Genomic DNA, 24,053 nt, shown 5'->3' on the forward strand with positions numbered 1-24,053 from the left:
ATCGGATGGCGAACGAAGAGAAGCTTCGCGACTATCTCAAGCGGGTCACCACCGACCTCGCCCAGGCCCGGGAGCGCCTGCGGGAGATGGAGGAACACCGGCCGGAACCCGTGGCCATCGTCGGGATGGCCTGCCGGTTCCCGGGCGGGGTTTCCTCGCCGGACGAGCTGTGGCAGCTGGTGGAGTCGCGTGGCGACGGGATCGGCCCCTTCCCGGACAACCGCGGCTGGCCCCAGGACCTGGTGGACCCCGACCCGGATGCCGCAGGCAAAACCCTCTCCGGCGAGGGCGGATTCCTCTACGACGCGGCCGAGTTCGACGCCGGGTTCTTCGGGATCAGCCCGCGTGAGGCCCTTGCGATGGACCCGCAGCAGCGGCTGCTCCTGGAGACCTCCTGGGAGGCGCTGGAGAACGCCGCCATCGACCCGACCGATCTGCGGGGCAGTTCGACCGGCGTGTTCACCGGGCTCTTCTACCACGACTATCTGCCGTCGCACTCGATGCCGGAGGAGGTCGAGGGGTACGTCGGCGTCGGCGCCACGGCGTCGGTCGCCTCCGGGCGCGTGGCGTACGTACTGGGGCTTGAGGGCCCGGCGGTGACGATCGATACGGCGTGCTCGTCGTCGCTGGTGGCGCTCCATCTGGCTGCTCAGTCGCTGCGGTCGGGGGAGAGCACCCTGGCGCTGGCCGGCGGGGTGAAGGTGATGTCCACCCCCAACACGTTCATCGACTTCTCGCGGCAGCGAGCCGTGGCTCTGAACGGACGCTGCAAGTCCTACGCCGAGGGCGCGGACGGCACCGCGTGGGGTGAGGGGGTCGGCGTCCTGGTCGTGGAGCGGCTCTCGGATGCCCGGCGGAACGGTCACAAGGTGCTGGCGGTGGTGCGCGGCAGCGCCGTCAATCAGGATGGTGCGTCCAACGGTCTGACGGCCCCGAACGGTCCGTCGCAGCGACGGGTGATCCGGGCGGCGTTGGCCGACGCGGGACTTGCGTCGGCCGATGTGGACGTGGTCGAGGGGCACGGCACCGGGACGGCGCTGGGCGACCCGATCGAGGCGCAGGCGCTGTTGGCGACCTACGGGCAGGAGCGGCCCGATGGCCGTCCGCTGCTGCTGGGTTCGGTGAAGTCGAACATCGGCCATGCGCAGGCCGCCGCGGGTGTGGCAGGCATCATCAAGGTCGTCGCCGCGATGCAGCACGGTGTGGTGCCCGCGACGCTGCACGCCGAGAACCCGTCCTCACACGTGGACTGGGACGCGGGCGCGGTACAGCTGGTCACCGAGGCGATGCCGTGGCCGGAGACGGGCGAGCGTCCGCGTCGTGCCGGGGTGTCGTCCTTCGGGTTCTCCGGCACCAACGCCCACGTCATCATCGAACAGCCCCAGGAAGCGCCCCAGCTTGAGGACGAGTCCGCTGATGCGGCCGGTACCGCTGCTGGTGTGGGTGGTGTGGTGCTTCCGGTGGTGCCGTGGGTGGTGTCGGGTCGTTCGGTGGCGGGTCTGGCGGGGCAGGCCGGCCGGCTCGCGGAGTTTGTGGAGCGGGATGCGGGTGTGCGGCCGGTGGATGTGGGCTGGTCGTTGGCGTCTTCGCGTGCGGTGCTGGAGCACCGGGCGGTGGTCCTCGGCTCGGATCGCGATGAACTGGCTGCCGGGTTGGGTGGGTTGGCTGAGGGCCGTGAGGTGCCGGGCGTGGTGAGCGGTGCTGCGGACGGTAGCGCGGGCAAGCTCGGCTTTGTCTTTACGGGGCAGGGCGCTCAGCGTGTCGGTATGGGCCGGCAGCTGTATGAAGCCTTCCCGGTGTTTGCGGGGGCGTTTGATGAGGTGTGTGCGGGTCTGTCGGGGCATGTTGAGGGTTCGCTCGCTGCGGTGGTGCGCGGTGAGGGTGAGGTGTCCTGGCCTGGTGGGGGGAGTGTTGATGCGACGGTGTGGGCGCAGCCTGCTCTGTTCGCGATCGAGGTGGCGCTTTTCCGGTTGCTGGAGTCGTGGGGTATTGCCCCGCAGGTGGTGGCGGGGCATTCCATTGGTGAGCTGGCCGCTGCTCACGTAGCCGGGGTGTGGTCGTTGGGGGATGCCTGTGCGGTGGTGGCTGCTCGTGGTCGTTTGATGCAGGGCCTGCCCACTGGCGGGGCGATGGTGGCGGTGGAGGCTTCCGAGGAGCGGGTGCGTGAGGTGATTGTGGCCCGTCCGGGTGTGGATGTGGCTGCGGTCAACGGGCCGCGTGCGGTGGTGCTCTCCGGTGTCGAGGGTGAGGTGTTGGCGGCGGCGGAGGAGCTGGCACAGGCTGGTGCGCGGACGCGTCGTCTGCGGGTGTCGCATGCGTTCCATTCGCCGTTGATGGAGCCGATGCTTGAGGAGTTCGCCGCGACGGTCGCTGGAGTCCAGTGTCACCGGCCGCGGTTGGCGATGGTGTCGGCGCTGACGGGTCGTCCCGTGGCGGATGAGGTGATGGATCCGTCGTATTGGGTGCGGCATGTGCGTGAGGCCGTCCGGTTCGCCGATGCCGCGCAGAGTATGCGTGGGCTCGGGGTGGGCACCTTCCTGGAGCTTGGCCCGGACGGTGTGCTGTCCGGGATGGGGGCGCAGTCCCGTGCCGAGGGCGAGACCTCGGCCGAGGTGTGGTTGCCGGTGCTGCGCCGGGGCCGTGATGAGCCGAGGGCGCTGCTGACCGCGCTGGCGAAGGCGTTCGTACGCGGGGTGCCGGTGGGCTGGCAGAACGTCTATGCCGGTACCGGTGCGCGCCGCGTTGACCTGCCGACCTATGCCTTCCAGCGGCAGCGTTTCTGGTTGGAGGCGGCCAGTGACAGCCGTGCTGAGGATCTTGGTCTGGCATCTCCGGGGCATCCGCTGTTGGGCGCTGTAGTAGTGCTGTCTGCGGGTGGTGGTGTGGTGTTGACGGGGCGGTTGTCCTTGTCCTCGCAGTCGTGGCTTGCGGATCATGTGGTGGCGGGTCGGGTGGTGGTGCCGGGTGCTGCGTTGGTGGAGTTGGCGGTGCGGGCCGGGGACGAGGTGGGCTGCTCGCGCGTTGATGAGCTGCTGAGTGAAGCGCCCCTCGTACTGCCCTCGGTTGGTGGCGTGCGGGTGCAGGTGACGGTGGAGGTACCGGATGAGTCCGGTCACCGTGCGGTCAGCATTCATGCCCAGGACGAGGATGTTTCGCCGGAAGGGGAGTGGACCCGGCATGCGGCGGGTGTGCTCTCGGCGGCCGGGGCAGCGGCTGAAGGAAGTGGCGACGGCTTCAAGCAGTGGCCTCCGGCCGACGCGGAGGCCCTTGACCTGGAGAGCTTCTACCCGGGATTGGCGGAGCGTGGTCTTGGCTACGGCCCGGTGTTCCAGGGCGTACGGGCGGCCTGGCGACGCGGTACGGAACTCTTCGCCGAGGTCGCCCTGCCGGGAGACGTGAGTGTGGCCGGGTTCGGTCTGCACCCCGCGCTGCTCGATGCCGCCCTGCACGTGGCCGCCGCGCACACCGGGGATGACCGTCTGGCGTTGCCGTTCGCGTGGAGCGACGTGATGGTGCACGCCTCGGACGCGGCGGCGGCGCGGGTACGGGTGACGCCGGCCGCCTCGGGCGATGGGCTGACGGTGACGCTGGCCGACGCGACCTGCGAAATAGTCGCCTCGGTAGGCAGGCTGGCGCTGCGGACCGTGTCGGCTCAGGAACTCGGAGCTGGTGCGCATGCCGCCGAAGACGCCCTATTCCGGGTCGAGTGGGTGCCTGCCCCGGCCGCGAGTTCGGCGCCGGACGGGCAACGGGAGCCGTCCGGCCGGTGGGCCGTGCTCAGAGGAACGGCGGAAGGCGTCGGCGCGGAGCTGCCGGGTGCGGTCGCCTACCCGGATGTGGCCGGGCTGGCGGCGGCGGTCGGGGCCGGGGCTGAGGTCCCGGAAGCCGTCGTGGTGCGGGTCGTACCCGAGGTGAGCACCGGAGCCCTCGCGGCTGCGGCGCATCGGACCGCGGTGGATGTACTGGAGCTGGTGCAGCAGTGGCTGGCGGCGGATGTGCTGTCCGGTGCGCGGCTGCTGGTGGTGACCGAGCGTGCGGTGGACGCCGGACCCGAGACACCGATAGAGCTGGCTGCTGCCCCGGTCTGGGGCCTGATACGGGTGGCGCAGACGGAAAACCCCGGCCGGATCCTGCTCGTCGATGTGGACGACGCGTCCACGGCGGACGTTGCGGACCGGCTGCGAGCCGGACTGGGCCTGGGCGAGCCGCAGATCGCCTTCCGGGACGGACAGCTGCGCGTGCCGAGGCTGGCCCGGGTACGCTCCACGGCCCCCTCCACACCCCCGTCCACCGACCAGGAGCGTCATCCGCGTACGGTCCTGATCACCGGTGCCACCGGTGTGCTGGGCGGTCTGGTGGCCCGGCATCTGGCGCGGAGCGGACAGGCCGAGCGGCTACTGCTAGTCTCACGCCGCGGTGGCGAAGCCCCCGGAATGCAGACCCTCAGCGCCGGGATCGCGGAGCTGGGTGTTCAGGTCACCGCCGTGGCATGTGATGTGTCCGATCGGGCGCAGCTCGCGGACGTGCTCAGGGATGTGCCGCTGACAGGCGTCGTGCATGCGGCCGGGGTGCTGGACGACGGGCTGTTCGCATCGCTGACGCCGGAGCGGGTCGAGCGGGTCATGCGGCCCAAGGTGGACGCGGCCTGGAACCTGCACGAGCTGACCCGGGACCTGGGCCTGAGCCTGGACACCTTCGTACTGTTCTCGTCCATCGCGGGCGTGGTCGGTAACGCCGGACAGGCCAACTACGCGGCGGGCAACACCTTCCTCGACGCCCTGGCCGCGCACCGCCACCAGCAGGGTCTGCCCGCCGTTTCGCTGGCCTGGGGGCCCTGGGACCAGGGCATGGTCGGCGAACTGGCCGAGGCCGACCTGCAGCGGATGGCCCGCCAGGGACTCAGGCCGCTGTCCGACACGCGCGGGCTCGCGGTGCTGGACGCGGCCGTTGGCCGGTCCGAGTCGCTGCTGGTGGCTGCCGAGCTGGACCCGGCCGCGCTGCACCGTACCGGCGAAGTCCCGCCGCTGCTCTCCGGGCTCGTACGGGGGAGCCGCGCGGGTTCGCAGCCCGCCCGCCGTACGGCCGGACAGCCGGCCGCCGAGGACCGGAACGTCCTGGCCGCACGCCTGGCAGGCCTGGGCAGGGCCGAAGGGCAGGCGCTGCTCCAGGACCTCGTCATCACCCAGGCCGCCCTGGTGCTGGGCATGGCCGGGCCCGGCAGTCTCGACGCGGACCGTCCGTTCCGCGACATCGGCTTCGACTCCCTGACCGCCGTGGAGCTGCGCAACCGGCTCAGCAAGGCGACCGGGCTGCGGCTGCCGGCCACCGCGGTGTTCGACTACCCGACCCCCGCCGCGCTGGCGGGATTCGCCCTGACCGAACTGGTCGGTGAGGGGAACGCGCTGTCCGCGGACGCCACGCGCCCGGGAGCGGCCGGTGTGGCTGCGGAAGGCCGTCCGGGGGACGACGACCCGGTGGCGATCGTCGGGATGGCGTGCCGCTTTCCGGGCGGCGCCTCGTCCCCCGCCGAGTTCTGGAGGATGCTGGCCGCCGGAGAGGACGGCGTGGGCCCCTTCCCCCTGGACCGCGGCTGGCCGGCCGACGTGGTCGACCCCGACCCGGACGCGGCGGGCAAGAGCCTGGTGGGGGAGGGCGGATTCCTCTACGACGCGGCTACGTTCGACGCGGAGTTCTTCGGGGTCAGCCCGCGTGAGGCTCTGGTGATGGACCCGCAGCAGCGGCTGCTGCTTGAGACCTCCTGGGAGGCGCTGGAGGACGCCGGGATCGCCCCGACCGACCTGCACGCCACCGCGACGGGTGTGTTCACGGGCATGTTCCACCATGACTACCTCTCGGCCACCGGACTGCCGGAGGAGGCCGAGGGGTACGTCGGCCTCGGCGCCACCGGGTCGGTCGCATCGGGCCGGGTGGCCTATGCGCTGGGTCTTGAGGGCCCGGCGGTGACGGTGGACACGGCGTGCTCCTCCTCGCTGGTGGCACTCCACCTGGCAAGCCAGTCGCTGCGTTCAGGTGAGAGCACGCTGGCACTGGTCAGCGGCGTCAACGTGATGTCCACCCCGGTCACGTTCATCGACTTCTCGCGGCAGCGTGGGCTCGCGTCGGACGGTCGCTGCAAGGCGTATGCGGAGGGCGCGGACGGTACCGGCTGGGGTGAGGGTGTCGGTGTCCTGGTCGTGGAGCGGCTCTCGGATGCCCGGCGGAACGGTCACAAGGTGCTCGCGGTGGTGCGTGGTTCGGCCGTCAATCAGGACGGTGCGTCCAACGGCCTCACCGCACCCAACGGCCCCTCTCAGCAGCGCGTCATCCGGGCGGCACTGGCCAGTGCAGGTGTCAGCACGGACGGTGTGGACGTGGTGGAGGGCCACGGCACGGGAACACGGCTGGGCGACCCGATCGAGGCGCAGGCCCTGCTGGCGACCTACGGACGGGGCCGTCCGGAGGACCGGCCGCTCTGGCTGGGTTCGGTGAAGTCGAACATCGGCCACGCGCAGGCCGCTGCGGGCGTGGCCGGAATGATCAAGATGGTGCTGGCCCTCCAGCACGGGCAGGTACCGAAGACCCTGCACGCCGATGAGCCGTCCTCGCATGTGGACTGGGATGCGGGGGCGGTGCGGCTGGTTACTGAGCCGGTGCCGTGGCCCGAGACGGGTGGGCGTCCGCGTCGTGCCGGGGTGTCGTCCTTCGGGTTCTCCGGCACCAACGCGCACGTGATCATCGAAGAGGCTCCGGCCGTTGAGCAGTCTGCTGCTTCCTGGGACGCTCCTCTGAGCGAGGCCGGTGGTGTGGTGTTGCCGGTGGTGCCGTGGGTGGTTTCGGGTCGTTCGGTGGCGGGTCTGGCGGGGCAGGCCGGCCGGCTCGCGGAGTTTGTGGAGCGGGATGCGGGTGTGCGGCCGGTGGATGTGGGCTGGTCGTTGGCGTCTTCGCGTGCGGTGCTGGAGCACCGGGCGGTGGTCCTCGGCTCGGATCGGGATGAACTGATGGCCGGGCTGAATGGGTTGGCGGAGGGCCGGGAACTTCCCGGCCTGGTGAGCGGAGTCGCGGGGGCTGCGGGCAAGCTCGGCTTTGTCTTTACGGGGCAGGGCGCTCAGCGTGTCGGTATGGGCCGGCAGCTGTATGAAGCCTTCCCGGTGTTTGCGGCGGCGTTTGATGAGGTGTGTGCGGGTCTGTCGGGGCATGTTGAGGGTTCGCTCGCTGCGGTGGTGCGCGGTGAGGGTGAGGTGTCCTGGCCTGGTGGGGGGAGTGTTGATGCGACGGTGTGGGCGCAGCCTGCTCTGTTCGCGATCGAGGTGGCGCTTTTCCGGTTGCTGGAGTCGTGGGGTATTGCCCCGCAGGTGGTGGCGGGGCATTCCATTGGTGAGCTGGCCGCTGCTCACGTAGCCGGGGTGTGGTCGTTGGAGGATGCCTGCGCAGTAGTCGCTGCTCGTGGTCGTTTGATGCAGGGCCTGCCCACTGGCGGGGCGATGGTGGCGGTGGAGGCTTCCGAGGAGCGGGTCCGTGAGGTGATTGTGGCCCGTCCGGGTGTGGATGTGGCTGCGGTCAACGGGCCGCGTGCGGTGGTGCTTTCCGGTGTCGAGGGTGAGGTGTTGGCGGCTGCGGAGGTGTTGGCGCTGGCTGGTGCGCGGACGCGTCGTCTGCGGGTGTCGCATGCGTTCCATTCGCCGTTGATGGAGCCGATGCTGGAGGAGTTCGCCGAGACGGTCGCTGAAGTCGCCTATCAGAAGCCGCGGTTGGCGATGGTGTCGGCGTTGACGGGTCGTTCTGTGTCGGACGAGGTCACTGACCCCTCCTACTGGGTACGGCATGTGCGTGAAGCGGTCCGGTTCGCCGACGCCGTCGACGCGATGCGTGAGACCGGGGTGCGCACCTTCGTTGAAATCGGGCCGGATGGTGTCCTCTCCGGCATGGGACCGCAGACCCGCACCGAGGGCGAGACCTCGGCCGAGGTGTGGTTGCCGGTGTTGCGCCGGGGCCGTGATGAGCCCAGGGCGCTGCTGACCGCGCTGGCGAAGGCGTTCGTACGCGGAGTACCAGTGGACTGGGAGAAGCTCTATACGGGCACGGGTGCACACCGTATCGGCCTACCCACCTACGCCTTCCAACGGCAGCGCTACTGGCTGAACATGACGTCCGCGAGCCGTGCTGAGGACCTTGGCCTTGAGCCCCCCGGGCATACGCTGCTGGGCGCGACCGTCGAGCTGCCGGCATCCGGCGAGGTGGTGCTGACCGGGCAGCTGTCCCTGTCCGCGCAGCCCTGGCTGGGCCAGTCGCTGGTGGCCGAGCGGGCAGTGGTTCCCGCCTCGGCGCTGGTCGACATGGCCGTACGGGCGGCCGACGAGGTCGGCTGCGAACGCGTCGAAGAACTGCTCGTCGATTCACCGCTGGTGCTCCCCGGGCGCGGCGCCGTACGGGTACAGGTGACCGTCGGCAGGGCCGATGCCGCCGGGCACCGGGAGATCGCGGTGTTCGCACGGCTGCCGGAAGGGGAGTGGGTGCGGCACGCCTCGGGCACCGTGGCCCCGGCCGGCACCGACGACGCCGCTGCGGACACAGCGGCCTGGAGTACGCACTGGCCACCGGCGGGCGCCGTCCCGGTCGATGTGGACGGACTGTACGAGGAGTTGGCGGCTGCCGGACTCACGTACGGGCCCGTGTTCCAGAGCGTGCGCGCTGCCTGGCGGCGCGGTGACGAGGTGTTTGCGGAGGCCGCGCTGGCCGAGGACACCGAGGTGTCCGGATTCGGTGTGCATCCCGCACTGCTGGACGCCGCGCTCCACCTGGCCGGACTGGACCAGGCCGGGCAGCAGCGACGGACGGACGCCGAGGGACCGTGGTTGCCCTGTGCCTGGAGCCGTGTGCGGCTGTACGCGTCCGGCGCGACGGTGGCGCGGGTGCGAGTGGCGCCGTCGGCATCCGGCGAGGGCACGTCGGTGGAGCTGGCCGACCCTGCGGGCCTGCCGATCGCCTCCGCCAGTTCGGTGGTTCTCGCACCGCTCGCTCCCGGGGCCCTGGAACAGGCCACCGGAGCGGGCCGGGACGGGCTCTTCCGGGTCGAGTGGGGCACGGGGCACGCGATGGCCGCCTCAGGAGAGCCGGACCGCCGCTGGGCGGTGCTCGGTGACGACGGCGGGCTTGACGTGCCCGGTGCACAGGCATACGTGGATGTCGCGGAGATGAGCGGCGCGGTGCGGGCGGGCGCACCGGTGCCCGGCGCGGTGGTGCTCTGCTGCGTCCCCGGCACCGGTCCGGCCGCGGATTCCGCAGCCGGTTCCGTTCCCGAGGCGGCACGCGAGGCCGCGGTGCGGGTACTGGAGGCCGTCCACGAGTGGCTGTCCGTGGATGAGCTGGACGGTGCGCAGCTGGTGGTGGTGACGGAGCGCAGCGTGGACGTCGGCTCCGGCGCGGATGTACGGATGGAGTACGCGGGCGTCACCGGTCTGGTGCGTACGGCGGCTGCCGAGCACCCGGAACGGATCGTACTGGCGGACGTGGAGCACCTCGCGGGCTCCGGGCCCCTGGTGGTGGCCGGAACGGCGCTGGGCGAGCCGCAGTTCGCGGTGCGGGACGGCGAGGTGCGGGTGCCGAGGCTGGCACGGGCAGCCGGGGATACGAAGGCGGCGCAGGACGGCCAGGACGGGCGACCGGCGGTCGCCGAACCGGGCGCCCCCGACACCCCGGTACGGGAAAAGTCGGCGCACGGGCGGGCCGGAACGGCCGGGCGGGCCGTGTCCACGCCGCTGTCCGCCGCCCGCCCGCCCGCCGCCCACGGCACCAGCACGGTGCTGGTGACAGGTGCCTCGGGTGCGCTCGGCGGCCTGGTCGCACGGCACCTGGCGCGGACCGGCCGGGCCGGGCGGCTGCTGCTCGCCTCGCGGCGGGGCCCGGACGCCCCGGGGATGCCCCGACTCGCCGCCGAACTGGCCGGGTCGGGAAGCTCCGTCCAGGTGCTGGCGTGCGACGCCGCCGACCGGAAGCAGCTGGCCGCAGTGATTGCCGGGGTGCCGGTGGCGTCGCCGCTGACCGGGGTGGTGCACACCGCGGGAGTGCTGGACGACGGCGTGCTCGGTTCGCTCACCCCGGAGCGCGTCGAGCAGGTCATGCGGCCGAAGGCGGACGCCGCCTGGCATCTGCACGAGCTGACCCGCCACCTCGACCTGGACACCTTCGTCCTCTTCTCCTCGGTCGCCGGTGTTCTGGGCACACCGGGGCAGGCCAACTACGCGGCGGGCAACACCTTCCTGGACGCGCTGGCCGCCCACCGGCACCACCGCGGTCTGCCCGCCGTGTCGCTGGCATGGGGGCCCTGGGAGTCCGGCATGGCCGGCCAGCTCACCGCAGCGGACCGGCAGCGGATGACGCGCCAGGGACTGCGTCCGCTGTCCGATGCCGACGGGCTCGCACTGCTCGACATCGCCCTCGGCAGGACGGAGCCGCTGCTGGTCACCACCCGCCTCGACCTGCCCGCGCTGCGCAGCGCAGGCAGTGCCGTACCGGCCCTGGTGGCCGGCCTGGTCCGTCCCGGCCGGCGCACCGCCGGCGGGCCCGGCCCGGGCGCCGGCCGGAACCTGCTGAACCAGCTGGCGGCGCTCCCGCCCGAGCAGCTCCGGGGCGCGGTGCTGAATCTGGTCCTGACGCAGGCTGCCCTCGTACTCGGACGGCCGGGCCCGGAATCCATCGAGTCCGCCCGCTACTTCCGCCAGCTCGGCTTCGACTCACTGACCGCGGTGGAGTTCCGCAACCGGATGAGCGGCGCGCTCGGGCTGCGGCTGCCCGCAGCGGTGGTGTTCGACTACCCCACCCCGGCGGAGCTGGCCGGCTACCTCCTGGTGCGGATCGCCGAGCAGGAGATCGACTACGCGCCGGTGCTCGGCGAGCTCGACCGCCTCAAGTCGCTGCTCTCCGGGATCGCACGGCGGGGCGGCAGGAAGGCGGAGATCATGAGCCGCTTCGAGAACATCATGGAGGAGTTCCGCGGAGCGGAGGCGGACAGCGCGTCCTCCGACGAGGACATCATCGAGGCCACGGATGACGAGATGTTCGACCTCATCGACAAGGAGCTGGGGATCCAGCCGGGCACCGGAGGAGGAGCGGCGTGAGGAACTCCGCGGAAGAGCACATACCTGCGGAGGGGGCCGGCCGGACCGGAGCCGCCGGCGACCGGACCTCCCGGGGAGAGGCGGCCGTCTCCCCCGGGGAAGAGGCGCTGTGGCTGCTGGAGTCGATGGTGCCGGACACCCCGGTGAACAACCTGTCCGCGGCGTTCGCCGTCGACGGCCGGGTGGACGCGACGCGGCTCCGCGCGGCGCTGGCCGTGCTGGTGCGGCGGCACGAGGCGCTGCGCACCGTCTACCGCAGCGAGGGCGCCCGGCTGGTCAAGTGGGTGGCCGACGCCGGTGATCTCACGATCCCGGTGAGGGAGGCGCAACTGTCCGGCGAGCCGTCCCAGGCGGACCTCGCACCGGTCGCCGCCGCCCCGTTCGCCCTGGACGGCGGCCCGATGGTGCGGGTGGGCCTGTTCCGCTCCCCGGGTACGGAATGCGCCTCGGGTACGGAGGGATCATCGGGCGAAGCCTCGGGTACGCACGGGTCGTCCGGTGCTGCCTCTGATACGCACGGATCGTCAGTCGGCGCGTCGGGTACGGACCGGTCGTCCGGCGGCGCGTCGACTACGGACCGGTCATCCGGCGGTTCCGCGGGCAGTGACCTGGTCTGCGTGACAGCGCATCACCTCGTACTCGACGAGGTCTCGGGGCCGCTGCTCCTGGCCGAACTGGCCCTCGCGTACGAGCAGGAGGGCCGGGACGAGGGAGAGCGGGCGACGGCTGCGGCACCGGGTGCGGACCGCGAACCGGTGCCCGGCCGGAGCGGACCGGTGGCGAGCGCCGGGAGCCTCGCGTTCTGGCGCGCGGAACTGGCGGGCGTGAGCACCGGTGACCTGGAGCTGTCCTGCACCGCGCCCGAGCCCGACCGGCCGACCCTGGCCGCCGACCGGCTCGACCGCACCCTTCCGCCGCGCACCACGGAGGCACTCCAACGGTGCGCGCGGGACATGGGCGTACCGGAGTCCGCGGTCCTGCTGGCCGCCTACTACGTGCTGCTGGAGACCCACGGCGCCGGTCCCGACCTGCTGGTCGGCTTCCCTGTCGATCGCCGGCCGCAGTACGCCGCCGGGGCGATCGGCCGGCACACCAGCCATGTGCCGCTGCGGCTGCGGACGGACCGTAAGGAGAGCATTCGCGATCTGGTGCTGCGCAGCGCCGAGCGGCTCACCGCGGGTACGGCGCACGCCGATGTGGCCGTGGACGCGCACCCCGCACTGATGCCCGCAGGGGGCTCCGCGCGTCGCTCGCTGCCCTTCCGGCACGCCTTCGAGTACCGCACACCCGGCGGCCCGCCGACCTTCTCCCTCGGCGGCCTCGACGCCACGCCCTTCGACACGACGAGCGGCGCCGCACGGTTCGATCTCCAACTGACGGCCATTCAGGGCCGGGGTACGGACGGCGCCGTCGCGCTGCGCCTGTGCTACCGCACCGAACTCTTCGACGCGGCCCAGGCCGAACTGCTGCTGGCCCGCTACGAAGCGGTGCTGGCCTCGTTCCTGGCAGACCCGGACCGGGCAGTCGGGGACGTGCGCTGGTGGAGCGGGCGGGACCACGAGATCATCGGCGCGGCCAACGACACGGCCGGCCCCGTCGACCCCGCCACGGTCCTGGCGGCCGTCGAGCAGCAGGTGCGGCGGACACCCGCGGCGGTCGCCGTCGTGGACGGGGAACACGCCGTCAGCTACCGGCAGTTGTGGAACGCCGCACACGCCATGGGCGCTTGCGTCCGGGAGGCGGGCCTGGGGCCCGGGGACGTCGTGGCGATCGCCCTGCCGCGCGGGGCCGAACTGGTGGCTGCGGTGCTGGGGACCTGGCTGGGGGGCGCGGCGTACATGCCGCTGGACGCCGCCCACCCCGAGGACCGGCTCCGCTATCAGCTCTCCGACTCGGGCGCGAAGGTGCTGGTGGCGAATGAGGAGACGGCCGCCATCGGCGGCCAGGACGGCCCCGCCGTACTGCTCGCGCCACCGGTCTGCGAGGCCCCGCCGCAACCGGCCGCCGACGCCCCCGCCGCACCGGTCGACCCGGCCGCCTGCGCCTACCTGATGTACACCTCGGGATCGACCGGGCGCCCGAAGGGAACCCTGGTCGGCCACGCGGCCCTGGTCAATCTGGCCGTGCACTTCGTCGCGCAGCTGGCCGCGTCACCCGGCGACACCATGCTGTGGACGACGACGTTCGCCTTCGACATCTCCGGGCTTGAGCTGTTCGTGCCGCTGATCTCCGGCGGCCGGGTGGTGGCCGCCCCGGACCCGGCCAGGAGCGACGGCCGGGTGCTGCGCGCGCTGCTGGACCGGTACGACGCGCGGTTCGTCCAGGCGACGCCGACGACCTGGCGGCTGGTCATCGACCGGGCGGCGGAGTGTCTGCGCGGCCGCAGCGTCCTGGTCGGGGGTGAGCCGGTGCCGCTGGCGCTGGCCCGGCAGCTGCTGGCGGCCGGCTGCGAGCTGCACCACGTCTACGGCCCCACCGAGACGACCATCTGGTCCACCTCCCGCGTGATCGCGGAGGACCCGGGCGCCCGGCTCGACGTGGGGCGGCCGATCCTCAACACCCGTACCCACGTGGTCGATTCGTACGGCCGTGACCTGCCGGTGGGTGTCCGCGGGGAGCTGTGCATCTCCGGTACGGGTGTCGCGCTGGGCTACCACGGCCGGCCGGAGCTGGACGCGGAGCGCTTCGGCATCCACCCCGAGCACGGCCGCTTCTACCGCACGGGCGATGTCGCCTGCTGGCGTACGGACGGTCTGATCGACCTCTTCGGCCGGAGCGACCGGCAGGTCAAACTCCGCGGCAACCGAATCGAGTTGGGCGAGATCGAGGCGACCCTCCTCACGCACCCCCAGGTCGGCGCCGCCGCGGTGATCCTGGTCGGCGACCCGAGCGGCGACGGTGTGCTCATCGGCTGTCTGGCGCCGGCCGACGGTACGGTCGACACCGCGAGCGTCCGCGAGTACGCACGCGCGCGGCTGTCCCGGTCGATGCTCCCCGGTGACCTCGTCACGGTCGATTCCCTGCCGGTCAACGGCAGCGGCAAGGTGGACCACCGGGAGCTGGAGCGGATCGTCACCGCCCGCCGCACGAGCCGCGCGGCCGAGGACCCGTCAGGTCCCGGCGGCCGGAACGCACCAGGCCTGCCGGGAGACGGGCCACCGGACACGCTGACCGCCCAGCTGGTGACGGTGTGGCGGAACATCCTGCGGCGCGAGGACGCCGACGCCGACACCGACTTCTTCGCCGGCGGCGGGAACTCCATGCTGGCCGCCGTGGCACTTCAGGAGTTCCAGAACATCAGTGGCCACTCGCTCAGCCTCTCCGAGGTCTTCGAGCGGCCCACCCCCCGGGAGCTGTCCGCCCGGGTCAGGGAAGCAGAACAGGAAGCCGAAGCGGGAACAGCTGCGGGCTGAGGTCCCGCGCTCTGTGCGAACGGCCGGGTCACCGGCCGTTCACCCACACCTCCGCCCGGCGGGCGACGGCACCGCCGGGGTCACCGCTCGCTGCGGTTCTCGGCGTCGAGGTAGGCGAGGACGGCACGAACCCTGCGGTTGGTGTCGTCGTCGGTGCTGAGACCGAGCTTGGCGAATATCGTGGTCGTGTACTTGCTGATGGCGCCCTCGCTGAGGAACAGCCGCCCCGCGATGGCCGCGTTGGACAGCCCCTCGGCCATCAGCGCCAGCGCCGAGCGCTCCCGCTCGGTGAGCGTCGCAAGCGGATCGGCCCGGGTCGGCCGGGCCAGCAGCTTGGAGACGACCGTGGGGTCCAGGGCGGTGCCGCCGCTCGCCACCCGGCTGAGCGCGTCCAGGAACTGGTCGGCGTCCAGCACCCGGTCCTTGAGCTGGTAGCCGATACCGCCGTGCCCGTCGGCCAGCAGCTCCCGTGCGTACAACTGCTCGACGTGCTGCGAGAGGATCAGCACCGGCAGTCCTGGCACGGCCCGGCGCGCGGCGAGCGCCGCCTGCAGCCCCTCGTCGGAGAAGGTGGGCGGCAGCCGGACGTCCACGATCGCCACATCCGGCCGGTGTTCGAGCAGCGCCTCCAGCGTGGCGGGCCCGGAGTCGACGGCGGCGACCACGGTGTGCCCGTACGCCTCGACGAGATGCACCATCCCGTTCCGGAGCAGGAAGAGGTCTTCGGCTACGACAATTCGCACGGCACCGCCACAGTGATACGAGTAGGGCCTCCGGCCGGGCTGTCGATCTCCAGACGCCCGCCGAACGAGTTCATGCGGCGCTGGATGCCGCTGAGTCCGGAGCCGCACGAGGCATCGGCCCCGCCGACCCCGTCGTCCTTCACGGTCGCGGTGAGCGTCCGTGTGGCATAGCTGAGTTCCACCGTCACACGCTCCGCCCCTGCGTGCTTGGCCACGTTCGCCAGCAGCTCGGCGACGGCGAAGTAGACGGCCGACTCCAGGGGCCGCTCCGGCCGGCAGGGCACCTGGGCGCGCACGTCGACGGCCACCGACGAGTCGAGTGCGAGGGCCTGGACGGCGTCGACCAGTCCGCGTTCGGCGAGCACCGGGGGGTTGATCCCCCGTACCAGGGTGCGCAGTTCGTCGAGTGCGGTGGCGGAGGTCGCGCGGGCCTCGGCGAGGATCGCCTTCGCGGTCTCGGGCTTGGTGTCGACGAGCTGCTCGGCGGCGCCCATCGACATGCCCATCGCGACCAGCCGCGCCTGCGCCCCGTCGTGCAGACCGCGCTCGATACGTTCCAGCTCCGCGGCCTGAGTCTGTGTCAGGTCTGCGCGGATGGCCTCCAGCTCCTCCACACGGCGGCCCTGACGGGTACTGGGAACCGGGCCGAGGAACCGGGCCCCGACCGGGCGGAGGATCCGCCATGCGAAGGGAGCGCCGATCAGACTCGCCGCGATCACGGCGATGCCGTACCCGACGAGGGCCGGGGTCAGCACCATGGAGATGCCGAAGGCGAGGGCGACCAGTGGCAGCGCCGAGACAGGCAGCACGGTGACCGACGCGACCACCGCCCACAGGCCGTCCCAGTGCAGCTGAGGGTCGTGGAACCGGGCGTGCACCTTGGCACGGCGGCGGGCCTCCCGCTCGGTCTTGTGGTACTCGTGGCCGTCCCACCAGAACCCGGTGGCCATGCGCGTCACCGGCGGCACGGTGCGGTAGGTCACCTCGGGGCGCAGCTCCAGCCAGTCCGCCGCGCACCGGCGCGCGGCCCTGGCGAGCACCCGGCTGGTCAGCGGGTGCACGATCCACAGTGCGACGACAACCCAGAGGATCACCACCAGGGTCTCCCCGAACGTCGCCAGCACGCTGACGGCCAGGGGTTTCTCCAGCCCGGCGGTCCAGGAGTAGGCCAGCTCGGAGCCGCCGAGCCCGACGGGCACGGCGATCACCGGCATCACACAGGTGAGTACCACCAGCACCGCGGACCGGTACAGCCCGAGCCCGGACTCGGCGCACCAGCGCAGCGGACCGCCTCCCGGAGGTATCCTCATCCGCTCGTTCCTTTCCCCACGGCGATCATTGTGTCAGCCGGGAGCCAGCTCCTGACCGATACCGCCGAAGGTACAGAGACCGGACCGCGCCCGGTATCCTGCTACGCCCCCGTCGCCCGTGGGCCTAACCCCACTCCGGGCGCGCCGCCGCAAGGCACCGGCCCGGGTACGGGGACCGGGCGCGCGGACGACCGGGCGCGCGGGAATCAGGGATGCGGGACCGTCACCGCGGTGGCGACCAGGCCCTGGCCCACGAGCCACCGTCCCTCGAAGTGCTGCGGCCGCCCGCTGCCCACCAGCGGCCCCTGAACGAGCAGATCGGCGCGGAAACGGCCCTGCGTCGCTCCGCCCGTGGCGTCCCACACGTGGATGTCCGCCTCCTCGAAGCCCAGCCACTTGCCGGTCAGCGGGAACCACGCCTTGTAGACCGACTCCTTCGCGCTGAACAGCAGCCGGTCCCAGTGGACGCCGGGGCGCCGGGCCGCCAGCCCGGCCAGTCGCTCCCGCTCGGCGGGCAGGGAGACGGTGTCCAGCACTCCGTGGGGGAGCGGGGCGTGCGGTTCCGCGTCGATCCCCAGGGAGGCCAGGTCGGCGGAGCGGACCAGGGCGGCGGCCCGGTAGCCGTCGCAGTGCGTCATGCTGCCCCGCAGGCCCTCCGGCCAGCGCGGGGCACCCCGCTCGCCGGTCAGCACCGGCTGCGGTGGCACGCCCAGCTTCTCCATGGCGCGTCGGGCGCAGGTGCGTACGGTGGTGAACTCGTGGCGGCGCTTGTCCACCGCCTTCGCGACGAGCGCCGCTTCCTCCGGGTAGAGCGGGAACTGGCCGGCCTCGTCGTCGCTGAGGGCTTCCACGACCACCACCGAATCGGGGAGCACCTCCTCAAGCACCGGAACCCTCCTCCACCGGCAGGATGCGGTGCGGTCCCCGGGGGCCGCCGGAACGCTTGCGCCATTCGCGGGGGTAGCCCACCGAGACCTCCTCGAAGCGGACGCCCTCGTGGTGGGTGGTCCGCGGGATGTGCAGGTGTCCGTAGACCATGGCGGCCACCCGGAACCGGCGGTGCCAGTCGGCGGTCAGCCCGGTCCCGCACCACATGGCCAGCTCCGGATACCACAGCACGTTCATCGGGTGCCGGTCGAGCGGGTAGTGGTTGAGAAGGACGGTGGGCAGATCGTCGGGTATCTCCGTGGCGAGCCGGCGCTCGGTCTCGGCGACCCTGGCCCGGCACCACGCCTCACGGCTCGGATAGGGGTCGGGGTGCAGCAGGTACTCGTCCGTGCACACCACGCCGGTGCTGTGCGCGTAGGCCAGCCCCTGCTCCTTGGTGGTGTGGCCCGGCGGCAGGAAGCTGTAGTCGTAGAGCAGGAACAGCGGAGCCACCGCCACCGGACCGCCCGGGCCCTCCCAGACGGGGTAGGGGTCCTCGGGGGTGACCACGCCCAACTCCCGGCACATCTCGACCAGATGCGCGTAGCGCGCGGTGCCGCGCAGGTCGAGGGTGTCCTGTGGATGGGTCCACAGCTCGTGGTTGCCCGGCGCCCAGACGACCTTGCGGAACCGGCTCGCGAGCGTCTTGAGGGCCCAGCGGATGTCGTCCACGAGCTCGGCCACGTCCCCGGCGACCAGCAGCCAGTCGTTCTCGGATCCGGGCTGCATACTCTCCAGGAGAGCGCGGTTCTCCTGGTAGCCGATGTGAAGGTCGCTGATGGCCAGCAGTTGTCCGCCACCGCCGGTCGCCGATGTCACGTCTCGCCACTCCTCGTCCGGTAGAGGACAACCAGAGCACATGCGGGCGCACGCGGACAAGGGCAGTTGAACAACTCGGACGGTCGCCTGGCACCGGCCCGGGCGTGGGTCTGGCCCCACCCACACGTATGTCCAGACCCATACCGCTCCCGTCGTCCGCTCCGTAACGTCGGTGCCACGCTCAGACGGAGGAGAAGACATGGCGGACATCAGCGGTACCACGGCAGCCCCGGCGAACGTCGAAGACCCCCGGGTCCAGGAAGCCTTCAACAACGCGAAGAAGTACATCGCCCTCTACGGCGTGATCAGCCTCGTCTGCCTGGGGACGGTCGCCGGGCTGGCGATCACCGGCCACGACACCAGCTCGTTCATGTGGGTCCGGGCCGCCATCCTGCTTATCGTCGCCCCGCTGCTCTACCGGCTGGCCACCCGCTCCGCTCAGGGAGACGCGCGGAACTACGACCGCCTGGCCACGGTGACCGTGATCCTGCCGATCGCGATCGTCGTCGTCGACCTGATCCCCGGCCTCTGCCCGGTCTGGTACGCCGTGATCCAGGGCCTGTCGGCCCTGGCGCTGGTCGGGGCGGCGGTCATCATCCGCGCGTCCACGGTGAGCGTCCTCTTCCCGAAGCCCGCCAAGAAGAAGAAGCAGCAGAAGACCGCCTGACGGGCCGTCCGCCGAGGATCCGGCGGTGGTACTGCCGGGGCGGCCGGCCGAGGACAGGCCGAGGCCCGAACGGGCACGCGGACGGCAGTACGTCCGCACCCAGACCAAGGCCGGGTGCATCCCCCGTAGCACCCGGCCTTGCCCGTAGTCGCGGCGACGGACCGCGCACCACGAAGGCCCCTCGACAACCCGCTGAGCGACGGTTGTTGAGGGGCCTTCGGTGCGGCGGAGTGCGTCACCGGGCGGCCGGCGCCGCGCTGCGGGTAGCCGGTCAGCCGGCGCTGCGTATGCCTTCCTGCCGGAAGTGGTCCTCGATGACCCGCATGACCTCTGCACTGCGGTCGCTGATGAAGAAGTGCCCGCCGGTGAACACCCGCAGATCGCAGCCGCCCCCGGTGTGCCGGTCCCAGGCCTTCGCCTCGTCCAGCGTGGTCTTGGGGTCGCTGTCCCCGGTCAGCACGGTGATCGGCGTGTCCACGGCGACGTCGGGCCCGCACCGGTACGCCTCGATCGCCCGGTAGTCGGCGCGGAGCGCGGGCAGCGCGGCCCGCATCATCTCCTCGTCGTCCAGCAGGGAGGCAGCGGTGCCGCTCAGCTTGCGGACCTCCGCCATGATCGCTTCATCGCTGTCGAAGGTGGTCTCCTCCCGGTGCGTGCCGGGCGCGCGCCTGCCGGAGGCCAGCAGCCGCACCGGACGCTGTCCGTCGGCCTCGAAGCGGCGGGCGAGTTCGAAGCCGATGACGGCGCCCATGCTGTGGCCGAAGAGAGTCAGCGGGAGTTCGGGCTGGCGTCGCAGCACCTCGTAGATGCGGTCGACGAGCACCGGCAGGTCGTCGATGGGCGCCTCCGCCCGGCGGTCCTGCCGACCGGGGTACTGGATCGCGACGACATCGACGTCCGGACTCAGCGCTGCCGCCACCGGCAGAAAGAAAGGCGCCGACCCACCCGCGTGCGGAAGGCACACCAGCCGGGCGGCCGGCTTCTGGGCAGGGTGAAAACGCCTGCACCACAGTTCGTCTCCGGGCGAAGGGTGGGACATGCCGCTCCTGAAGGTAGTCACACTGAATCGTCAAGCAGGAGCAGAACGTATCCAGTTGCCGGAAACCCTGCAAGGTATCCGCTCACGTTCATGCATCCGTCGCCGAAGTTACCCGAACAAGAGGCGGGCCGCATGGTTGAACGGTGAGGTCGAACGTTCCCTGATGGTATTTGTATAAAGGAGGGAACGTGGCCGTCCGTTGTGTCGTCCCGATGACCCCGGTTACCGTTCCGAATTACGTGGCTTCATTGAAAGGTTATCCATATGGGGCACAAATTCTCCCTGGTCCTGAGTCGTGAGATCACGGACGAGGAGGGGGTATTCCTGAAGGAGTCGGGTTTCTCCGGCGCGACTTTCGCGACCGACGCGCTTCCTACTGACGCCGATGTCGCCGTGACAAAGGTGGACTTCGACGACACGGTTTCGCCCTCGCTGACCGAGGCGATCGAATCCGCCCTGGAGACGGTGAAAAAGGTCCCGGACCTCACCGTGCCCGGACTCACCGTGCCGGCCGTTCCGCAGACCCCCACCGGCGACGGCGGGGACGTGGTGGTCGGCGAGGTGGTCAAGGAGGCTGTCGGCAAGTAACGGAATCGCAAAAGCCGCGGACTCAAGAGGCGGCTGTGGGCATCGAGTTGCCGTCCAGGCCGTGGGGCGCAGACCAGCCACTGAAGCAACAGCCCCGAATGCAGCGAAGCTCTGGTTTTCAGGTCGAAGTTCCTAAATCGGCCCGATCCGGGCTTCGCTGCGTTTTTGTGTCCCGGAGATCGTCGGCCCCGGCCGTGTGCTTCCGCTTCGGCGCCCCGGCCGTCTGTTCAGCTGATGCGCGACGCGCGGTTGAGCGCACTTGCGCGGAGCCCGGGCGGGTAAGGGCCCGGTTGAACACCGGAATCAGTTGAACGATTGGATCCAGTCATACGCAAACGCCCCAGCGCCCACGGCCCGGCGTCGGTCGCCGGCGGGGTTTGCGCATGTCGGGGCGGTGGTGGGTGCGCGAGGGATTCCCGTTACGCAGAGGGAGCCGGGCGGACGGCCGATGACGCGTGCCGGGGTGAGGCGGATGGAGGATGCTCCGAATCGCTTCGGGTTCTGCCGGTGCTTGTTCAAGGTCTGCACTACGCGGGTTGAACGGGATAGAGTCGCGGCGTCCGGTTGGGCGTGCAGACGTTATTGCCGCACCGCGGCGAAAACCGTCATGCGGTGTTCATCGTAGTGTCACGACCTTTTCTGGCGGCGTCATCCGCGCCTACCGAGCGTTTGACGCCGAGCACCTGATTGCAAATGTCGAAGAGTTTGTCGAGTTGACGGTTCTGCATCCTCATTGGCGTCCGGGGTACGCATCCCCGTGCCAGATGTACCTGGCGAACGCGGCGTGAGTGACCGTGGAATCGGGGGAGGGCTGGGATGACGTTTCAGACATACCGCTGACCTTGGTGTGTCTCAGGAGTCGTGCACCGGCGTCTGTTGGCTTGTGCTGGCATATGCCGAGCTGGAGTTGTCAGGGGAGCAGTGGTGAGTCTCGCAGTGACAGACGGAACAGCGGCCAGAGTTGCCGACCGGGGAGATGGCGAGCCGGAAGTCGTTTCGGTTCCGATCATGCAGATCCTGCTCGGTGACTCGCCACGCTTACAGGGCGAGGACAAGGGGCATGTTCTCCAACTGGCCTCGATAGACGGCCCGTTGCCTCCCATACTGCTCGACCGAAGGACCATGTGCGTCATCGACGGCATCCACCGTCTGATGGCCGCCTCCCTCAAGGGCCAGAAAGACATCGATGTCAGGTTCTTCGACGGGAGCCCGGAAGAGGCTTTCCTCAAAGGGGTCGAGGCAAACGTCGAACATGGTCTTCCCCTGTCGCAGGCCGACCGCATGGCAGCGGCGCTGCGCATCCTCAAGTCGCATCCCAACATGGCCGATCGGGCCATCGCCAAGTCGACCGGGCTGGGTGCCAGGACAGTTGCGGAGCTGCGGCGTTCATCCGACTCCGTGCCGCAGTCGGACTTCCGCATCGGACGGGACGGCAAGGTCAGGCCGCTGGACGGGGCACAGGGCCGGCTGCGGGTGGCGGAGCTGATCAAGGACAACCCCGACGCCTCGCTGCGCCAGGTGGCCCGTTCGGCAGGGGTGTCGCCGGCCACGGCCCTGGACGTGCGCAGACGCCTGGAGCGCGGTGACCAGCCCGTCCCCAGCCAGCGGAGCCGGGGCAGAGCCGAGCCGGGAACCGTCAAGGCCGTGCTGGCGGAACCGGATCCGGTGACAGCTGGTCCGCCGACCGCGGCCACACTCGAAAAACTCATGCGGGACCCGTCGTTGCGCCAGAGTGAGCTGGGCCGACGGCTGCTGCGGATGTTCCGGGAGAACGTACTGGGAGCCAACGAGATGAACGACATCTGCGCCTCGGTGCCTTCGCACTGCATCGAGCTGATCATAGAGCTGTCCCGGCGCAACTCGCAGATCTGGGCCGGATTCGCCCAGGAGCTGAACAGACGTGCCAGAACCGGGAGTTCGGACTGAAGTCGCCTAACCAGGCTGATATCGCTGTGGTTTGACCGTCATCAGCACGCGGACGAAGACGAAAGGGCGGGACCGGCCGCGCCGTCACGGCTCGGGCGGCCCCGTCCCTCCGCGTTCCGCACGGGCGCGGTGCCTGTCGCACTGACGTCGGCGACACAGACGCCACACTCGGACGCCCGCCTCCCCGGGGAGCACCCCGCCACCGGCACGGAGCACCCCGCCCTTCGCGGGGAGCACTCCGACGCTACGGGCTGACCGGCCGCCCGTTGTCCGGCGCGGCGAACGCGTCCTCCAGCGTGGCCTGTGTCACCCGCAGCTGCTCGGCCACGATCCCCTCGTCCGCCAGCAGCGAGACGATCCGGCCGAGCGCCTCGCTGGTGCCGGTGACCACGATCTCCTCACCCCTCCGCACCACCCCGCTGACCTCGGCGAGGTACCCGAGCCGGGTCTCGTCGAACGGAGCCGACGGGCGGAACCGGATGCGCTGCTCGGCCCTCATGCGCTCGGCAAGCCCCGCCGGAGTGCCGTCCACCTTGATGCGGCCCCGTTCTATCAGCGCGATCCGGTCGCACAGCCGCACGGCCTCCTCGGGGAACCGGGTGACCAGGAGGATGGTGAGCCCGGTGGCCCGGACGCTCTCGATCAGCTCCCAGGTGTCCTGCCGGGACTGCGGGTCCAGCTCGGTGGTCAGCTCGTCGAAGATGGCCACCTGCGGATTGCCGATCGCGGACAGCGCGGCGGAGAGCTCCATCTCCCCGCCGGACGCGTCGTTCGGCTCGGCATCGGGGGCCAGGCCCAGCGAGGCCATGAGACGCCGCCAGTCCGCCGGGTCACGGTAGAAGGAGCTGTAAAGGGACAGCGCCTCGGCGAGGTGCATCCTCTCGGGCGCGCACCCCGCCCTCAGCTGGGCATCCAGCTCCTGGGTCACCCCGGCCCGGTCCCGGCGGGGGTCGAGTCCGAGTACGTTGATCTCGCCGCCGTCCCGGTTCCGCAGCCCCTTGATGCATTCCACGATCGTGCTCTTCCCCGAGCCGCTCGGGCCGAGAATCCCGAAGACCTCGCCTTCCTCGACGGTGAAGGACACGTCATCGACTGCTACGAGGTCGCCGTAGGACTTGCGTAGATGCTGCACCTCAATCACTGCGGACATGAAGTTTCCCCTTCGCGGCCCTCATTGAATGCCGCATCGGCGGCGCTCGTGCGGCTCGTCCATATCGTCGGCCTGAGGTAGGGCAGCGTCGGCCGACACGGGAAACCTACGGTCTGTCCGCTCGCGTCTGCCATCCCGCTACGCCCCGTATGCAGTGGGTCCAGCCACACTCAATTGCTGGTCCTGGGCGTTCAGATATTCGATCAGCGAAAGGATATCGCCGAAGGTTCGAAATATTAAGCGAGTTGACGGACCGGCGCCGTCCCGGCTCCGGGCGGGAAGACGTCCGGAATACGACGCCCGAGGCGAATGAGGATTCCCGTGACAGGTGCGCACCGCGACCGCGCGCCGGTGGCC

At 70.9% G+C, this 24,053-nt stretch carries 11 protein-coding genes; 5 read left to right on the plus strand and 6 right to left on the minus strand.

Annotated features, from left to right (window positions below; genetic code table 11):
* The first annotated feature begins 5 nt into the window (after positions 1–5).
* Complete coding sequence (locus tag ACWGKJ_RS13290) at positions 6–11,114, plus strand: type I polyketide synthase (protein ID WP_453315731.1); 11,109 nt, start codon at positions 6–8, stop codon at positions 11,112–11,114.
* Positions 11,111–14,527, plus strand: a complete 3,417-nt coding sequence (locus tag ACWGKJ_RS13295) for a non-ribosomal peptide synthetase (protein ID WP_385026022.1) — start codon at positions 11,111–11,113, stop codon at positions 14,525–14,527. The genes ACWGKJ_RS13290 and ACWGKJ_RS13295 overlap by 4 nt, the downstream gene beginning before the upstream one ends.
* 80 nt (positions 14,528–14,607) lie before the next feature.
* On the opposite strand, the gene ACWGKJ_RS13300 is transcribed toward ACWGKJ_RS13295, so the two are convergent.
* The 4 genes from ACWGKJ_RS13300 to ACWGKJ_RS13315 all read right to left on the minus strand — a co-directional run bounded on the left by ACWGKJ_RS13300 (position 14,608) and on the right by ACWGKJ_RS13315 (position 18,326).
* Entirely contained in the window at positions 14,608–15,270 is a 663-nt protein-coding gene (locus tag ACWGKJ_RS13300; protein WP_385026020.1) for a response regulator transcription factor, read from the minus strand.
* The gene (locus tag ACWGKJ_RS13305; RefSeq protein WP_385026017.1) at positions 15,255–16,580 is read right to left on the minus strand and encodes a sensor histidine kinase; all 1,326 of its coding nucleotides are present in this window, start codon (positions 16,578–16,580) and stop codon (positions 15,255–15,257) included. The genes ACWGKJ_RS13300 and ACWGKJ_RS13305 overlap by 16 nt, the downstream gene beginning before the upstream one ends.
* A gap of 206 nt (positions 16,581–16,786) precedes the next feature.
* Positions 16,787–17,467 (minus strand): 4'-phosphopantetheinyl transferase family protein, encoded by a 681-nt coding sequence (locus ACWGKJ_RS13310; protein WP_385026014.1) that lies wholly within the window; start codon positions 17,465–17,467, stop codon positions 16,787–16,789.
* Positions 17,460–18,326: a metallophosphoesterase family protein gene (locus ACWGKJ_RS13315; RefSeq protein ID WP_385026011.1), complete on the minus strand. Its 867-nt coding sequence runs from the start codon at positions 18,324–18,326 to the stop codon at positions 17,460–17,462. Before ACWGKJ_RS13315 ends, ACWGKJ_RS13310 begins: the two co-directional genes overlap by 8 nt.
* Positions 18,327–18,525: 199 nt before the next feature.
* Here ACWGKJ_RS13315 and ACWGKJ_RS13320 point away from each other — a divergent pair, with 199 nt between their 5' ends.
* Positions 18,526–18,993: a hypothetical protein gene (locus tag ACWGKJ_RS13320; protein WP_385026008.1), complete on the plus strand. Its 468-nt coding sequence runs from the start codon at positions 18,526–18,528 to the stop codon at positions 18,991–18,993.
* A gap of 271 nt (positions 18,994–19,264) precedes the next feature.
* On the opposite strand, the gene ACWGKJ_RS13325 is transcribed toward ACWGKJ_RS13320, so the two are convergent.
* Positions 19,265–20,032 carry a thioesterase II family protein gene (locus ACWGKJ_RS13325; RefSeq protein WP_385026005.1) on the minus strand — a complete coding sequence of 256 codons (768 nt, stop codon included), beginning with the start codon at positions 20,030–20,032 and terminating at the stop codon, positions 19,265–19,267.
* 264 nt (positions 20,033–20,296) lie between these two features.
* Between ACWGKJ_RS13325 and ACWGKJ_RS13330 the strand changes: the two genes are divergently transcribed.
* Together ACWGKJ_RS13330 and ACWGKJ_RS13335 are read left to right on the plus strand one after the other, a co-directional pair.
* On the plus strand, positions 20,297–20,620 hold the full coding sequence (locus ACWGKJ_RS13330; protein ID WP_385026002.1) for a hypothetical protein: 324 nt from the start codon (positions 20,297–20,299) through the stop codon (positions 20,618–20,620).
* Between the two features lie 1,008 nt (positions 20,621–21,628).
* Positions 21,629–22,546, plus strand: coding sequence for a transcriptional regulator (locus ACWGKJ_RS13335; RefSeq protein ID WP_385025995.1), 918 nt, complete (start codon positions 21,629–21,631; stop codon positions 22,544–22,546).
* 244 nt (positions 22,547–22,790) lie between these two features.
* Here ACWGKJ_RS13335 and ACWGKJ_RS13340 read toward each other — a convergent pair whose 3' ends face one another.
* Positions 22,791–23,696, minus strand: coding sequence for an ABC transporter ATP-binding protein (locus ACWGKJ_RS13340; RefSeq protein ID WP_385025992.1), 906 nt, complete (start codon positions 23,694–23,696; stop codon positions 22,791–22,793).
* Between the last annotated feature and the right edge of the window lie 357 nt (positions 23,697–24,053).

The sequence above is a fragment of the Streptomyces sp. NPDC054757 genome (genome assembly GCF_053612185.1).

Bases quoted from the DNA above. Each gene is read 5' to 3' on its own strand.
- ACWGKJ_RS13290 (WP_453315731.1), top strand. From the start codon at position 6: ATGGCGAACGAAGAGAAGCTTCGCGACTATCTCAAGCGGGTCACCACC.
- ACWGKJ_RS13305 (WP_385026017.1), bottom strand. From the start codon at position 16,580: ATGAGGATACCTCCGGGAGGCGGTCCGCTGCGCTGGTGCGCCGAGTCC.
- ACWGKJ_RS13320 (WP_385026008.1), top strand. From the start codon at position 18,526: ATGGCGGACATCAGCGGTACCACGGCAGCCCCGGCGAACGTCGAAGAC.
- ACWGKJ_RS13325 (WP_385026005.1), bottom strand. From the start codon at position 20,032: ATGTCCCACCCTTCGCCCGGAGACGAACTGTGGTGCAGGCGTTTTCAC.
- ACWGKJ_RS13330 (WP_385026002.1), top strand. From the start codon at position 20,297: ATGGGGCACAAATTCTCCCTGGTCCTGAGTCGTGAGATCACGGACGAG.
- ACWGKJ_RS13335 (WP_385025995.1), top strand. From the start codon at position 21,629: ATGCAGATCCTGCTCGGTGACTCGCCACGCTTACAGGGCGAGGACAAG.
- ACWGKJ_RS13340 (WP_385025992.1), bottom strand. From the start codon at position 23,696: ATGTCCGCAGTGATTGAGGTGCAGCATCTACGCAAGTCCTACGGCGAC.